The 14830-nt window shown below is 59.8% G+C and carries 12 protein-coding genes; 3 read left to right on the top strand and 9 right to left on the bottom strand.

Annotated features, from left to right (window positions below; all coding sequences use genetic code 11):
• Nucleotides 1-33 precede the first annotated feature (33 nt).
• Nucleotides 34-396 carry a CzcE family metal-binding protein gene (locus ACFFJK_RS09015; RefSeq protein WP_258830028.1) on the top strand — a complete coding sequence of 121 codons (363 nt, stop codon included), beginning with the start codon at nt 34-36 and terminating at the stop codon, nt 394-396.
• Between the two features lie 218 nt (nt 397-614).
• Nucleotides 615-1859: a cytochrome P450 gene (locus ACFFJK_RS09010; protein WP_379678786.1), complete on the top strand. Its 1245-nt coding sequence runs from the start codon at nt 615-617 to the stop codon at nt 1857-1859.
• A gap of 156 nt (nt 1860-2015) precedes the next feature.
• Here the strand turns inward: ACFFJK_RS09010 and ACFFJK_RS09005 are convergent, their stop codons facing one another.
• The 4 genes from ACFFJK_RS09005 to cadR all read right to left on the bottom strand — a co-directional run bounded on the left by ACFFJK_RS09005 (nt 2016) and on the right by cadR (nt 6590).
• Nucleotides 2016-2630 carry a cation efflux transmembrane domain-containing protein gene (locus tag ACFFJK_RS09005; protein ID WP_258830026.1) on the bottom strand — a complete coding sequence of 205 codons (615 nt, stop codon included), beginning with the start codon at nt 2628-2630 and terminating at the stop codon, nt 2016-2018.
• Nucleotides 2631-3033: 403 nt separating this feature from the next.
• On the bottom strand, nt 3034-3987 hold the full coding sequence (locus ACFFJK_RS09000) for an arsenic resistance protein (RefSeq protein ID WP_277477843.1): 954 nt from the start codon (nt 3985-3987) through the stop codon (nt 3034-3036).
• Nucleotides 3988-4102: 115 nt separating this feature from the next.
• A complete protein-coding gene (locus ACFFJK_RS08995; RefSeq protein ID WP_258830024.1) occupies nt 4103-6031 on the bottom strand; it encodes a cytochrome c/FTR1 family iron permease in 1929 nt (642 codons plus the stop codon).
• A 130-nt stretch (nt 6032-6161) separates the two neighbouring features.
• Nucleotides 6162-6590 (bottom strand): Cd(II)/Pb(II)-responsive transcriptional regulator, encoded by a 429-nt coding sequence (cadR, locus tag ACFFJK_RS08990; protein ID WP_258830023.1) that lies wholly within the window; start codon nt 6588-6590, stop codon nt 6162-6164.
• A 90-nt stretch (nt 6591-6680) separates the two neighbouring features.
• Between cadR and ACFFJK_RS08985 the strand changes: the two genes are divergently transcribed.
• A complete protein-coding gene (locus ACFFJK_RS08985; RefSeq protein WP_277477842.1) occupies nt 6681-9110 on the top strand; it encodes a heavy metal translocating P-type ATPase in 2430 nt (809 codons plus the stop codon).
• Between the two features lie 89 nt (nt 9111-9199).
• On the opposite strand, the gene ACFFJK_RS08980 is transcribed toward ACFFJK_RS08985, so the two are convergent.
• Genes ACFFJK_RS08980 through ACFFJK_RS08960 form a run of 5 tightly spaced genes read right to left on the bottom strand, consistent with a single transcriptional unit; the run spans nt 9200 to nt 14830 of the window.
• Nucleotides 9200-9796 carry an SIS domain-containing protein gene (locus ACFFJK_RS08980; RefSeq protein WP_258830021.1) on the bottom strand — a complete coding sequence of 199 codons (597 nt, stop codon included), beginning with the start codon at nt 9794-9796 and terminating at the stop codon, nt 9200-9202.
• Complete coding sequence (locus ACFFJK_RS08975) at nt 9793-10752, bottom strand: cation diffusion facilitator family transporter (RefSeq protein ID WP_258830020.1); 960 nt, start codon at nt 10750-10752, stop codon at nt 9793-9795. Before ACFFJK_RS08975 ends, ACFFJK_RS08980 begins: the two co-directional genes overlap by 4 nt.
• 42 nt (nt 10753-10794) lie before the next feature.
• Nucleotides 10795-10980: a hypothetical protein gene (locus ACFFJK_RS08970; RefSeq protein ID WP_258830019.1), complete on the bottom strand. Its 186-nt coding sequence runs from the start codon at nt 10978-10980 to the stop codon at nt 10795-10797.
• A 46-nt stretch (nt 10981-11026) separates the two neighbouring features.
• The gene (locus ACFFJK_RS08965) at nt 11027-11617 is read right to left on the bottom strand and encodes a hypothetical protein (protein ID WP_258830018.1); all 591 of its coding nucleotides are present in this window, start codon (nt 11615-11617) and stop codon (nt 11027-11029) included.
• A gap of 48 nt (nt 11618-11665) precedes the next feature.
• On the bottom strand, nt 11666-14830 hold the full coding sequence (locus ACFFJK_RS08960; protein WP_258830017.1) for a CusA/CzcA family heavy metal efflux RND transporter: 3165 nt from the start codon (nt 14828-14830) through the stop codon (nt 11666-11668).

Genomic DNA, 14830 nt, shown 5'->3' with positions numbered 1-14830 from the left:
CTTGAAAAATCAAATGTTCAACAGGAAAATTCAATGAAAACTCACATCAACTTCTTATCCGCGGTACTTCTCGCGTGCATGTTCATTCCACTCGACTCGCGGGCCAATGAGGGGGGCATACCCGCAAGGAGCGCTGCAGAAGCGAAGACTGGTCGAGAAGCACCGTTCGGATACTCCTCCAATGCAGCGCCTGACCGCGTTATCACGATAGTGGCAGGCAAGACCAGATCGATTCACGTCAAGCGACTCGAGACTATCCGTATTGTAGACGGTCCAAGAAGCGTTACCTGGACCTTCGATACGCTCGGCCTGTTGCCGATCTCCTTGGCGAACATCCTTCCAAACGCAACGAATGTAACAATCTATGTTGAGGAAAGTCCAATGTACGCCAACTAAGCTTCGCCATTTGGCGTTCTGGTAGGGCGCTATCACTAGTTCGAAGCCGCCCGCGGCATCGAACTAGTGTGAAGCCTGATATGCAAGCTACCGGGCGACAACAAGCGGGGTGCGCGTACCCCGCGTGCGACGCTATTGATATAAGCAGTGCTGAAACAAGCGCCGCTGAACTATGTACTCGGGCAGTATGAAGACGGCTCAATTTGACGGAGACGCTCATGCATGAGATACCGCGAGATGGTGTTCCGGACAGTACTCTTTCGTTCGCCTGGGACGGCTATCTTTTCATCACTAAACGCTGTACGCGCCTGGGGACCGACCTGTTCCGCTCACGACTGATGCTTCAATCGACAGTTTGTATGCGCGGCGAAGAATTGGCCAGACTCTTTTATGACAATGAGAGGTTCGAACGCGCCGGTGTTGCTCCATCGAGACTCCAGCAAACACTGTTTGGCCGAGGAGGCGTGCAAGGACTGGACGGTAATCCCCATCGGTGCCGAAAGGAGATGTTTCTCTCCTTGATGAGCGCCGAGCGTATTGCGGAACTGGCGGAGCTCAGTGCCGCGCAATGGCACAGGTCCGCGGCAAATTGGGAGCGCCGCAGTCAGGTGGTTTTATTCGACGAAGCGTGTGAAAGCTTGTGCCGGGCCGTCTGTGCCTGGACAGGAATCCCGCTGGTTGAGTCCGAAGTCAGGCGTAGAACGGATGACTTCGTAGCGATGATCGACGCTGGCGCGGCGATCGGCCCGAGACACTGGCGTGGAAGATGGGCGAGAAACCGCGCTGAGCGCTGGATCGAGGGTCTGGTAGAAGATGTGCGTCATCATCGGCTAACGGTGGATGAAGACTGCGCACTATATGCGATCTCCTGGCATCGCGATTTGTCTGGGGAATTGCTCGACAAGCGGACTGCGGCGGTGGAACTCATCAATGTTGCAAGGCCAACCGTCGCGGTCGCCTGGTATATCATGTTCGCAGCCATGGCTTTGCATCAGCACCCGCAATGCCGGGAGCGTCTGCTGGCTGCTGAAGCGTACTACCTCGATTATTTCGTTGAAGAAGTCCGCAGGTTTTATCCGTTTTTCCCGGTGGTAGCTGCACGCACGCGGCGGGAGTTCGAATCGAAGGGCTATCGTTTTCCGAAAGGCGAAAGAGTCCTGCTCGACTTGTATGGGACGAATCACGATCCGAGGCTTTGGGACGATCCCCATACATTCATGCCCGAGCGTTTTCGTCAATGGAAGCGTAGCCCTTTCAGCTTCATTCCACAGGGAGGGGGGGAATATCTCGATGGTCACCGTTGCCCTGGTGAGTGGATCACCATCGAACTGATGAAAGTTGCCGTTATGTTTCTCAGCACAAGCTTACGGTACAGCGTGCCTCAGCAGGATTTGCGGATGAGCCTCTCACGCATACCGGCGTTGCCGCCCAGCCGTTTTGTGATTGGTAATGTACAAATCTGATCACCTGAGGGAAGGGAAATACCTGCCTGATGAGAATGTCCAGGGTCCCGCGCCAGGCTTCCCTGATTTGCGTCGCCATTCATGCTCCGACCAGACAGAGAACCACACTGGATGTATTTCTGTTGCGCGTGCAGAATTCGGATGGCAGACCTCGTATCACGACTGATGTCCTTTTGCCTCTGAGAGGATTTCATAACCTCCCTTGGCGGCGATGAACGAAACCACTGTTCCAAGCAACAGATCAGGAAGGTTTGAATTTGTCCACATTACTAACGCGCCCGAAAGCACGATCGCGCCATTTACAAGCGAATCGTTATTCGTGAATATAGTCGAGGCCTTGAAATTGATGTCCTGGCCGCGATGCTGCTTCAGCACGCGAATGCAATAGATATTCAGTAGGGCATTTGTTGCAGCTATGGCCATCATGGCTGGTCCCAGTGGTGCCTCACCGCCAAGAAAGCGACGGACAACTTCAACTAACAACAGGCAAGCGAAACCAATGAGGAGCCAGCCAGATAATTGCGCCGCACGCTTCTTGATTGTGCTGGATCTGCCGACCGCGTACAGACTGACGCCATAGACTGCAGCGTCACCCAAGTTGTCAAGGCCAGCGCCAACTACGGCAGTTGAAGATGCCCATGTTCCGACAGCCACCCCGGCCAAACACTGGCCCAGATTGATTAGCAAGACCTTCCATAAAATGCCACGATCACGCTCGTTGGAAGCGTCCAGACCTGATTCGTCATCGCTGTCCTTGCCAATATCCGACATCGGATCTCCAAAAGATTGCAGGAAGAATGCGCCCTGCGCTTTTCTCGACCGGACGCGCTTGGATGAACACAGAATACGTCAGTTACCAAAGCGAGCGCGCACATATCAAACAAGATCCAGGTAAGAGGCTTGGATTAGGGCTGCCGAGCACTTGCAGTAAACTGCCAGGACAACGCAAGCATGGAGGTTTTCGGGAGGCTTGAAGAACGAATTGATCCATCGCCAGAGGTATGCGACCAGGGCCAACGCTGAATCGGCAATTACAAAATAAATCAAGATTTTCTGGAACCGCCAGCGGCGCCATTCGCGTCTCGACTATCTATCGCCAGCATCGTTTGCCGAAAAGATCAGCAGACGGCAGCTGGCTGCTTGAAACGGACGTGTCCACGATTGACAGTACACCTCACTTGACCAGGGCAGGAATTGCACGGACGTAGACCAGTTCACTGCCCAGTTCGCTCAGGGTTTGTGTGATCACAGCCGCCGCCGCAATTCCACGCAAATCTTCGGGTAACGCGAGCGCGAGTGGCAGCACTACCAGGGAATTGCGCGTCGACGCGCTGAAGGTCACGGCGCGAGCCGCTGCTACCGGCAGTTTAAACATGCGCGACGTAAAGGCTCCTATCAGTGGGGCGAGCACCATGAAGCCAATATAAACCGGAATGACCGGCACCAATTGCTCGATCTCCCTGATGATCGCCCCGATCTGCGAACCGATGACGACGACCAGCACTGCGGCCATGGCAGGGACCGGAAGCCAGGCCCATCCGGCATTCCATTTCTCGACGATGGACGATCGCTTCGCCAGCCCGGCAGTAGCCACTGCAAGCAACAGCGGAGCCACGATCAGCAGCAGGAATGCGTCGACAAACGGCGCGACAGCGATGACGACCCCGGATTCTCCGCCAGTCATTACGCTGAGGTAGATGGGCAGAAGGAGCAGCTGAAGCAGAAGCAGGATTGGCGTAGCGGCCAGGGTCAGGCGCGAGTCGCCCTTCCCGAGATGGGTGAATACGACCACGTAGTCAATACATGGGGTCAGCAGGACCAGGAGAGCGCCGATGAGGAGCGCGGGATGATCGCTCAGTCCACGCGTCAAGACCCATACCAGAAGCGGTATCAGCACAAAATTGGCGACCAAAACTGCAGATATGTACGCTCTATTACCCAACCCCTGCTTTAGCTCGAGAAAGGGAATCTGCAGAAACATCGCATACATCAGGACCGCAATGGCAGGTGTCACCAACAGGTCAAGCTTGGCCGCAGCGTCAGGCGCAAGGATCCCCCCAAGCACGGCCAAGGCGGCGCTTACAACATAGACTGGAATCTGATTCCGCTCCAAGCTTTCGCGGTTCAAGCTGTTTACCTCCCGGCGATAACGTGATGATTGCATGCGTCAAGCCAGGTAAGGCTCAAGCCGAAGATTGCTCCGGCTGGCATCGGTCGCGATGCCAGCTGCGAGCGTCCGCTTGTTATTTGCGGACCTTCATCAGATTGAAGCCGAAGCCAAGACCAGCCGCCAGGAGCAGGGCCAGTTGCGCCGCATAAGTCTGTATCGTCGGGTAGAGGCCCAGAACAGGCATGCGCGGTCCCGAGACTGGCGTGGCCGTCAGCCATCCGGCTTCCTGCAGCCCTGCAATCCCTTTTCCGACCAGGACAACTGCCAGGGCGGCCACCAGCACGGAGCTGAACGAGAAGAATTTGCCGATCGGCATGCGTGCACTGGTACGCAGGAAAATCACGGCAATCACCGACAGCAGGACCAGGCCTGTAACGAATCCTGCCAGCAGGGCGGGGCCGTTGCCGTCGGCGGCGAGCGCCGAGTAGAACAGGACCGTTTCGAAGACTTCCCGGTATACCGCGATGAATGCCAGGGCAAACAGGGCCCATGCGGAGCGTTTTTCCATTGCCGCCGTCAGATGCTGCTTGAGGTAGGCTTGCCATTGTCCAGCCTGGCCTTTCTGGTGCATCCATAGCCCGACCGACAGCAGCACCGCTGCGGCGAAGAGCGACGACAGGCCTTCGGTCACTTCACGGCTTGCGCCACTGATGCTGACCACATAGGTGGCTACCACCCAGGTCAAGGCGCCGGCGGCCAGCGCCGAGATCCAGCCTGCGTGCACGTAGTGCAAGGCCTGTGGACGCTCCGCTTTGCGGAGGAACGCGACCATCGCGATCACGATCAACAGGGCTTCGACACCTTCGCGCAGGAGAATGGTCAACGCGCCCACGAACACCGTCGTCGCGTCGGTCTTGTTCGCGCCGGTAAGCTCCTCGACACGTACGAAATACGCGTCCAGCTGCCCGGCATATTCGGTCGCACGCAACACATTGCCTTGTGCAACCGCGCCCCGGTACAGCTGCATGGTTCGCTCCACGTCCACCAGGAGCTGGCGGTCCGTCGCGTCGAGCCTGGCCTCGAGCGGCTCGAAGCCGTCCAGGTAAGCCGATAAAGCAAGCTCGGTGGCCTTCGCCCGCTGGTTATTCTTCAAGGCATCCAGGCTGTCCTGCAGCAGTTTGCGCGCAAGGACGATGCCCTTGCGTTCCTGCTGCTCCTGTACGGCCTCGGGGTGGATGCGTGCGTAGGCCAGAACCGCCCGCGCGGTCGACGGTGAGCCTGCCTTCGCCAGTTCTTCTTCGGTTGCCGTCACTAGCGTGTTCATGTCGGGAATCGTTGCGGACGCGGCGTTGTTCTGTGCGAATGCAGACTCTCCGGCTGCGATGTCCGTGTCCTTGAACGCCAGGCTGCCGACATAGAACGCCAGAGACCAGCGGTCATGCTCGGACAAGCCTGCAAAGGCCGGCATCGATGTGCCCTCGACACCCTGGCTGATGACCTGATACAGGGCCATGAGAGAGCGCGAGCGGGCTCTTTCCTCATCGGTAAATGCGATTGGTTTGGGTTCGAGCTTGGCCGCGAGTGCCCCATCGCCGGCGCCGGCCGCTCCATGGCATGAAGCGCATTGCGCCTGGTACAGCGCCGCACCGCGGGCCAGATCGGGCAGGGCGCGCGGCGCAACAGGGAAGGGGTAGGCCTGCAGCAGCAAACGGTTTGCCTCGCGCGCAAGCTGGGCAACCTGTTGCGGCGACTCCTTACGCTCGACCGCCTGCTTTAGTTTGATGGTGGCAGCTGCCAGTTCTGCATGCAGGGGATGCGGAGGCAATGCCTTCACCTGGTTCTGCGCGCGCGTCGAGAACTCCTGCATTTCGCCGTATTCGAGTTCGCTGACAATCGCTCCGTTCTGGACCGCGCCGGCGTAATCGACGGCGACATAATCGAGCAACTGCCAGAGCTGTCGGACTTCTGCTTCCGATGATGTGGGATTAGCGTGTGTCGTACCGATCACGCAGCAGCAGAACATTACGAAGGCGATTAGCCGACGCCAAATGGGGTACGTCATATCGGGATACTTGTCTTCAGGTTCGAGAACCTGATATTAAACACCTTCTAGCTACTTGAAGGTCAAGCGCATTGTTCCGGCTGTTCGCTGATTCGGCAATGCAGTGATGGCGCGGAAAGTCCAGGGCTGGTCAATGGCGCCCAAGCCTTGCTGGCTCGTCGCAAGCGTCGGCAGTGCCGAGCGCCTGCAGGATTTCACATGGGTTTGTGCTGTTGGTGGCGACGCAACGGCTTCTGAGGTCTCTGAGCTGCGCTTCCAGTACTGACAGGTTTGCTATACGGTCGACGATGTGCCCGATGTGCTTGTCGAGCAGCGCGTTGACGCTCTCGCAATTTTTTCCCGGCGCCTCGCGAAAATCGAGCAGCGTCCGGATCTCATCGAGTGTCATGTCCAAGGCGCGGCAATGCCGGATGAACAGCAAGCGCTCAGCGTGAAGCTCGTTATAGGCTCGATAATTGTTTGCCGACCGCTCTGGCGGGGCAAGCAACCCGATGCGCTCATAGTAGCGGATGGTTTCAACCAAGCAGCCCGAGCGGTCTGCCAATTCGCCAATTTTCAAGAGAAATCCCGGTACGTTAACTTAATGCTTGACCCCGTACCCGCTACAGGGTGTTCAATGGGAACTATACACAGTTCTCAAGGAGTCGTCATGTCGGAATGCCAGACCAAATCATGTTGCGAAAAATCTGCACCGATCGAGACCGCGGGTGCCTCATCTGCAGCCCTGGACCGTTCCCTTGTCATTCGCATCGACCAGATGGACTGCCCGACAGAAGAGGGACTGCTGCGGCAAGCGCTCGGGCGCGTCGCAGGCGTCGGAAAGCTCGAGTTCAATCTTGTCCAGCGCCGCTTGCGGGTGGAGCATAGCCTCGGCGATCCACATGCGATCCTTGCAGCAGTACGGGCGGTCGGCATGGACCCGGTGGTTGAACAGACCGATGAGCAAAGCGGCTCAGCAGCCGGTACCATTTTCCGCATCGACAACATGGATTGCCCAACCGAGGAGACGCTCATCCGTAACAAGCTGTCCGGCCTGGCTCAGGTTGAACAGCTCGACTTCAATCTCGTCCAGCGTCGTTTGGTCGTCAGGCATAGTGGGCCGGCAGCGGCGATCCAGGATGCACTGACGTCCATCGGTATGCAGGCGGTGCTCGTTGCAGCGGGACAAGGACGAGCCGAGACGGTCCCACCTGCCTCCCGAAAGCGGCAGTATGCAGTCCTTGCCCTGGGCCTGGCCGCAGCAGTCGGTGCCGAAATCGTCGCATGGACGACGGGCGATGAAAACTGGTGGCCAGTCATCCTGCTATCGCTGCTTGCGATCGCGACGACGGGCTTGAACGTATACAAGAAAGGCTGGATCGCGCTCAAGAACCGCAACCTGAATATCAATGCCCTGATGTCGATCGCCGTGACCGGCGCGGTACTGATCGGGCAGTGGCCGGAAGCGGCAATGGTGATGGTCCTTTTCGCCATCGCCGAGATGATCGAGGCCCGCTCGCTCGACCGTGCGAGAAACGCCATCCAGGGCCTGATGGCACTGACACCCGAGCGGGTCAGCGTGCGCCTTGACGACGGTAGCTGGAGTGAACAGGACGCCACCACGGTCGCGATCGGCGCCCTGGCCCGTGTCGCGCCGGGCGAGCGGATCGCCCTGGACGGGGAAGTGACCACCGGTCAGTCGTCCGTCAACCAGGCGCCGATCACGGGTGAGAGCATGCCGGTACCAAAGACAGTCGGCGACAAGGTGTTTGCCGGCACGATCAATGAAACCGGCTCTTTCGAATACCGTGTCACCGCGGGCCACAGCAACTCGACCCTGTCGCGCATCATCCGCGCGGTCGAGGACGCGCAGGGCAGCCGCGCGCCCACGCAGCGTTTCGTCGACCGCTTCTCCAGCATCTACACGCCCATCGTGTTCGCCATCGCGCTCGGAGTCGCCCTCGTACCGCCGCTCATGCTGGGCGCCGAATGGATGCCATGGATTTACAAGGCGCTCGTCCTGCTGGTGATCGCGTGCCCCTGCGCCCTGGTGATCTCGACCCCGGTCACCGTCGTCAGCGGCCTAGCTGCCGCGGCGCGGGCCGGCATCCTCGTCAAAGGCGGCGTCTACCTGGAGCAGGGTGGCAAGCTGCGCTCGCTCGCACTGGACAAGACCGGCACGATCACCCAGGGTAAGCCCGAGGTGACGGATGTGTTGCCCCTGCAAGGCGATGCACAGACTCATCTGCAGCTCGCAGCCGCGCTCGCGGACCGGTCCGACCATCCGGTATCGACCGCGGTGAGCCGCTACTGGCAAAACTCGGGCCTGGACCTTCCCCTCGCATCCGTGACTGCGTTCGAGGCCTTGACCGGCCGTGGCACGAAAGGGCGGATCGACGGGAAATGGTACTACCTCGGCAATCACCGCCTGGTCGAGGAGCTCGGCATCTGCAGCACCGCGACGGAAAGCGTCCTGTCGACACTGGAGGGTGAAGGCAAGACTGCGATTGTTCTCTGCGATGAAACGTCGCCACTGCTGGTGATCGGGGTGGCCGATACCATTCGTGAAACCAGTCGCGAAGCTGTGGCCCAGCTTCACGGGTTGGGAATCCGGACGATCATGCTCACCGGCGACAATGCAGTGACGGCCAAGGCGATCGCACGGCAGGTCGGCATCGATGACGCCCGCGGGAACATGCTGCCCGAGGATAAGCTCTCTGCCATCAATGACGAAGTGGCGCGATTCGGTACCGTCGGCATGGTGGGGGATGGCATCAACGATGCTCCGGCGCTGGCCAAGGCCGATATCGGGTTCGCGATGGGCGCAGCGGGCACCGACACCGCCATTGAAACAGCCGACGTCGCGCTGATGGATGACGACCTTCGCAAGATCCCGCAGTTCATCCGCTTGAGCAGGCAGGCCGCTGCCATCCTCAAGCAGAACATCGTCGCCGCCTTGCTGATCAAGGCTGTGTTCCTGGTGCTCGCTATTGCAGGATCGGCTACCTTGTGGATGGCCGTGTTCGCGGACATGGGCGCGAGCCTGCTCGTGGTGTTCAACGGACTGCGGCTGCTCAAGAGCCGGGAGAAACGCGGCTAGGCATGGCGGCCGTGCGATGCCGGCTCGCCTTGTACCCGGCAGCCGCCCCCCATGGGGGAGGGGCCATTCTTGCGACCGTTATCCTGATCTTATGGTTTTACGACATAGTTGGCTGGTTGAAGGGTGCGCTCCACCAATTCGATCAGGATGTGAATCACCTTGATGTGGAGTTCCTGCACCCGGTCGGCATAGCGTCCCGCACTCGTGCAGATGCAGACATCGGAACTTTCCGCGAGCGCCGCGCCGGGACGCCCGGTCAAGCCAATCACCTTCATGCCCTTCGCACGGGCGGCTTGCGCGGCGAGGATCACGGACCGGCTGCTGCCGCTCGTGCTGATCGCAAACAGGACGTCGCCGGCGGCGCCATTGCCCTCGACGAAGCGAGCGAACACCTGCTCGTAACCATAGTCGTTGGCGACGCAGCTGATGTAGCTTGGGTCGCTGATGGCTACCGCTGCCATGGCAGGGCGGTCCTCGCGGAACCGCCCCGACAGCTCTTCCGCCAAGTGCATGGCATCGCACATAGAGCCGCCGTTACCGCACGAGATAACGCGGTGCCCGCTTCCCAATGCGTCGACGAGCAGGTTTGCACCGGCCTGGATATTGCCCAGCTGGGCATCGTCGCTGATGAGGCGATCAAGTGCATCGCGCGCTTCAACAAGATTGTTCCTGATATGGTCGATCATCGCTTTTCTCCCTCATGTTCATCGTGACCGGCATGGTCGTGGGATGCAGCCGGGCCGAAGCTGTGTTCCTCGACAGCCTGCTCGCACGGCGTTGTCTCGATCTGAATGGTGCAGTGGTGGATATCGTACTTGCTCGCGATGAGCTGGCGTATGCTGGTCAGGAGCGCTTGCGCGTCAGTGACGTCTTCACGTTGCACGACGTGTGCCGTCAAACTGGCCTTGCCGCTTGTGATCGACCAGACGTGCAGGTCGTGCACGCTGTCCACGCCCGGTATGCGCGTGATCGCGTCCTTGACTTCAGCAATGCCGAGACCCTCGGGGACGCCTTCGAGCAGCACGTTCATGCTTGCCTTGAGCAGCGTCCAGGTGCGGGGAAGCACCCATAAGCCGATGGCAACGGCGATCGCCGAGTCGACCCAACTCCAACCGGTATAGCGGATGACGAGGGCGCCGATGATGACGCCGATCGAACCGAGCATGTCGCTCCATACCTCGAGGTATGCGCCCTTGACGTTCAGGCTGCTGTCCTTGCCGCTCGATAGCAGCTTCATGCTGATGAGATTGACGACCAGGCCAAAGGCAGCAACCAGGAGCATCGTTCCTGACTGGATTTCCGGCGGGTTGTTCAGACGCTGGTACGCCTCATACAGGATGTAGATGGCCACCAGGAACAGCAGTATGGCATTGAAAGCCGCGGCCAGGATCTCGAAGCGGTAGTATCCGAAGGTTCGTTCGCTGTCGGCCGGCCGCTTGCCGATGCGGATCGCCGCAAGCGAGATCGCCAGCGCCGCGGTGTCGGTGAACATGTGCGCCGCATCCGAAATCAGCGCAAGACTGTTAGTGAGAATACCTCCGATGATTTCGGCTACAAGAAAAGTCGTCGTGAGAATGAGCGCTATCCAGAGCGGACGCTCATTCTGACCCGGCTGCGCTGCATGAGAATGTCCTGAACCCATCGTGCTCCCCTCACGTTGTGATGATCGTGTTGCTGCCTTCTCCTACTTTTTCTTGCCATTTTCCTTTGCACGCTTCCGAGGTTTCGGCCCGGGGCGCTTGTAACGGTCTCTGTACTTCAGCCAGCCGAGAAAAACCATAATCACCCCGACCAATGCAAGGCCGATAATGCCGAAAACTTCAAAGAGGTTTTCGTGCAATGGCTCTGGTGCCTGTTGTGGCAGTCTCATGTCACCTCCATTCGATGTTGTCCTTCACTTGCTTGCTTCCAGCCATTCAATCCAGCGTCTGGCCGAGATTGATCACGGTGCGCACACACAGGACCAGTACAGCTGCAAGTCCGGCGAGCGCGTCCAACCTTCCTGCAGCGATGCCCAAATCGCAAAAAGCGACGCCGAGCGCGAGTGCGGTCGGTACCGCGGAAAGAATTGCATCGACTCTGCTGGGGGCCTCGCCGGCGCTAGCCCGCCCACATGCCAATCCAGCCGTCGTGGCAATGGCGACCGATCCAGGCAGGGCAAACGCAGCAACGGCCACGGCATCGAAAGATTCTCCGTGAAAGATGCCATGCGTCCCCAGCGCGATCACGACCAAGACCATGACAACGCAACACATGCATAGAGCGATCTGCAGGACCGAGAACGCGACCTCGGTTTTGGGTCTCGTTTGCATCGTCAGCTTTTCGATCGATAACAGCCGGAACGCAATCGTTGCGGCGTGATGCGTAGCGGCTGCCACCAGGATAACGCTTTCAACAATGATTCCTCCCGCCGCGCAACTGGCGAAGGCCGCTCCATGCGCAGCGAGGTCCAGCCTGACAAGCCGGCGCCCGACCGGGAAACGCCGACCCGGATTGTCTCGACCCATATCGTCCTCTCTGAGTTGGGCCGCAAACGGCAGCTGCGGCCCATACGCTTACTGGACGACCACTTTCGCCGGCTTTACCGGTTCGTCATCAGGATCCTTGCGATGCGCGAGCCGATAGAGCAGGGGAAGAACGAGCAGCGTCAGTGCGGTCGAGGACAGGATCCCGCCGATGACGACGGTTGCCAGCGGCCGCTGGACTTCGGCGCCCGTCCCGGTCGCTATCGCCATTGGCACGAAGCCCAGCGATGCGACCAGGGCAGTCATCAGGACCGGCCGCAGTCGTGTGAGCGCGCCATGCGTGATTGCCGTGTCCAGGTCCATTCCCTCTTCACGCAAGGTCCGGATATAGGAAATCATCACGAGGCCGTTCAGGACGGCCACGCCGGACAAGGCGATGAATCCCACTGCCGCGGAAATCGACAGCGGAATTCCCCGCAGGGCCAGGGCGATGACGCCGCCGGTGAGCGCGAACGGGATGCCGGTAAAGACGAGCAAGCCATCCTTCACGTTGCCGAACATCGCGAATAGCAAGGTGAACACGATGAAGAGGGCAAGCGGCACGACGATCTGCAGGCGCTGGGTCGCCGACTCTAGCTGCTGGAAGGTGCCGCCCCAGCTGGTCCAATACCCCGGTGGGACCTTGACCTTGCCTGCGATGGCAGCCTGCGCTTCAGGAACGAAGGTGCCGATATCCCGGCCTCGCACGTTCGCACTCACGACGATGCGCCGCTTGCCGTTCTCCCGGCTGATCTGGTTGGGCCCTGGCGTGAAGTTCAGGGTGGCGACTTCGGCGAGGGGAATGTAGGTCGTTGCGCTACCTTCCTTGGCTGGCAGGGGAATTGGCAGCTGCCGCAATGCGTCCAGGTCGGTGCGCATCGCTTCGGGCAGGCGAACCACGATGTCAAAGCGGCGGTCACCCTCGAACATGGTGCCGGCTTCGCGCCCACCAGTGGCGATTGCCAGTGCTTCCTGCACGTCGCCGATGTTCAGGCCGTACCTGGCCGTCTTTTCGCGGTCGATATCGACGGTCAGCATCGGCAGGCCGCCGGTCTGCTCCACCTTGACCTCAGCCGCACCAGGCACCCGTTGGAGGACCTCGGCAATTTCCTTGCCAGTGGTTTCCAGCACGGCCATGTCGTCACCGAAGACCTTCACGGCGACGTCGCTGCGTACACCCGAAATGAGCTCGTTGAACCGCAGCTGAATCGGCTGCGAAAGTTCATATGCATTGCCGGCATACTTTTCCGCTTCCTCCTCGATCGCCTCGATCAGCTCGGCACGGGTCTTCCTTGGTGCCGGCCACGCGGACTCGGGCTTGAGCATGATGTAACCGTCCGAGATGTTGGGTGGCATCGGATCCGAAGCAATCTCGGCGGTACCGGTGCGGGCGAATACGCGATCGATCTCCGGGAACTTCGCCTTCAGGCCGGCCTCGAGCTTCTGCTGCATCTCCACCGACTGGCTCAGGCTCGTGGCAGGGATGCGAATCGCCTGCAGCGCGAGGTCGCCTTCGTTCAGGTTCGGGATAAATTCGCTGCCCAGCCGTGTGGCCAGCAGTCCCGACAGGAGCACCAGCACGACGGCGCTGGTAATCACTAAGGCGCCGTTACGGAGGACCTTTTCGAGGGCCGGTGCATAGGCTCGCTTGGCCGCAACCATGATGCGGTTTTCCTTTTCCGTGACGCGCTTGCCGATGAACAGGGCGACGGCTGCGGGAATGAAGGTGATCGACAGGATCATCGCCCCGAGCAGCGCGACGACAACGGCAAAAGCCATGGGATGGAACATCTTGCCTTCGACGCCTGAAAGAGCAAAGATCGGCAGGTACACCACCATGATGATGAGCTGGCCGAACAGCAGAGGGCGACGCGCTTCTTTTGCAGCCGCGAACACCTCGTGGAAGCGTTCGGTAAGGGTCAACTGGCGCCGGTGGTGTTCCTGCGCGTGCGCGAGGCGCCGTACGCAGTTCTCGACAATGACGACCGCGCCGTCGATGATGATGCCGAAGTCGAGCGCACCAAGACTCATCAGGTTCGCGCTAACCCGGTAAGTCACCATCCCGGTAAAGGTGAAGAGCATCGAGAGCGGGATGACCAGGGCCGTAATAATTGCAGCGCGGATATTGCCGAGGAAGAGGAACAGGATCACGATCACGAGAACCGCGCCCTCGAGCAGGTTCTTCTTGACCGTATTGATCGCCTTGTCCACCAGTGTCGTGCGGTCGTACACGGGAATCGCCACTACGCCCTTCGGCAGCGAACGGTTCACCTCGACCATCTTGCTGGCCACTGCCTGGGAGACGGCCCGGCTGTTTTCGCCGATGAGCATGAAGACCGTTCCCAGCACGACTTCGCGGCCGTTCTCCGTTGCCGCCCCGGTACGCAGCTCGCGTCCGACGTCGACCGTCGCGACGTCACGCACGCGGATGGGAACGCCGTCGACGTTGCTGAGGATGGTGTTGCGGATGTCGTCCAGTGTGCGCACCTGGCCGGGCGCCCGGACGAGGAACTGCTCGCCGCGGCGCTCGATGTATCCCATGCCGACGTTGCTGTTGTTGCGGTCAATCGCATTGACGACGTCCGACAAGGACAGCCTATAGGAACTGAGTTTTGCCGGATCCGGGGCAATCAGGTATTCCTTTGCGAAGCCGCCGATCGAATTGATCTCGGTGACCCCGGGAACCTGGCGCAGCTGCGGCTTGATGATCCAGTCCTGGATCTCGCGCAGGTCGGTGGGCGTGTAGGGCGTGCCGTCAGGCTTTTTGGCCCCTGGCTCGCTTTCGACCGTCCATAGGTAGATTTCACCCAGGCCCGTCGAGATCGGCCCCATCATGGGCGTCACGCCGGGAGGCAGGTTTTCCCTGGCTTCCTGGATCCTCTGGTTGACGAGCTGGCGTGCGAAATAGATGTCGGTGCTGTCCTTGAAGATGACGGTCACCTGCGACAGGCCATAGCGCGACAGCGAGCGGGTCTCTTCGAGTCCAGGCAGGCCGGCCATCACGGTCTCGATGGGAAAGGTGACACGCTGTTCGACTTCGAGCGGCGAATAGCCGGCCGCCGAGGTGTTGATCTGCACCTGGACGTTGGTGATGTCGGGTACCGCGTCGATGGGCAGCTTCTGGTAGTTGTAGATGCCGACGGCGGCCATCGCAATGACGGCCAGCATGACTAGCCATCGGTGTTCGATGGCAAAGCGAATGATGCGTTCAAACAT

It is taken from the genome of Massilia consociata (genome assembly GCF_042432755.1).
Classification (GTDB): domain Bacteria; phylum Pseudomonadota; class Gammaproteobacteria; order Burkholderiales; family Burkholderiaceae_D; genus Telluria; species Telluria consociata.
Note: the sequence above shows the minus strand (reverse complement) of the source record. Positions and strands in the feature narration are given on the sequence as shown.

Coding starts and splice junctions, on each gene's coding strand:
- ACFFJK_RS09015 (WP_258830028.1), top strand. CDS start 34: ATGAAAACTCACATCAACTTCTTATCCGCGGTACTTCTCGCGTGCATG.
- ACFFJK_RS09010 (WP_379678786.1), top strand. CDS start 615: ATGCATGAGATACCGCGAGATGGTGTTCCGGACAGTACTCTTTCGTTC.
- ACFFJK_RS09005 (WP_258830026.1), bottom strand. CDS start 2,630: ATGTCGGATATTGGCAAGGACAGCGATGACGAATCAGGTCTGGACGCT.
- ACFFJK_RS08995 (WP_258830024.1), bottom strand. CDS start 6,031: ATGACGTACCCCATTTGGCGTCGGCTAATCGCCTTCGTAATGTTCTGC.
- ACFFJK_RS08985 (WP_277477842.1), top strand. CDS start 6,681: ATGTCGGAATGCCAGACCAAATCATGTTGCGAAAAATCTGCACCGATC.
- ACFFJK_RS08980 (WP_258830021.1), bottom strand. CDS start 9,796: ATGATCGACCATATCAGGAACAATCTTGTTGAAGCGCGCGATGCACTT.
- ACFFJK_RS08975 (WP_258830020.1), bottom strand. CDS start 10,752: ATGGGTTCAGGACATTCTCATGCAGCGCAGCCGGGTCAGAATGAGCGT.
- ACFFJK_RS08970 (WP_258830019.1), bottom strand. CDS start 10,980: ATGAGACTGCCACAACAGGCACCAGAGCCATTGCACGAAAACCTCTTT.
- ACFFJK_RS08965 (WP_258830018.1), bottom strand. CDS start 11,617: ATGGGTCGAGACAATCCGGGTCGGCGTTTCCCGGTCGGGCGCCGGCTT.
- ACFFJK_RS08960 (WP_258830017.1), bottom strand. CDS start 14,830: ATGTTTGAACGCATCATTCGCTTTGCCATCGAACACCGATGGCTAGTC.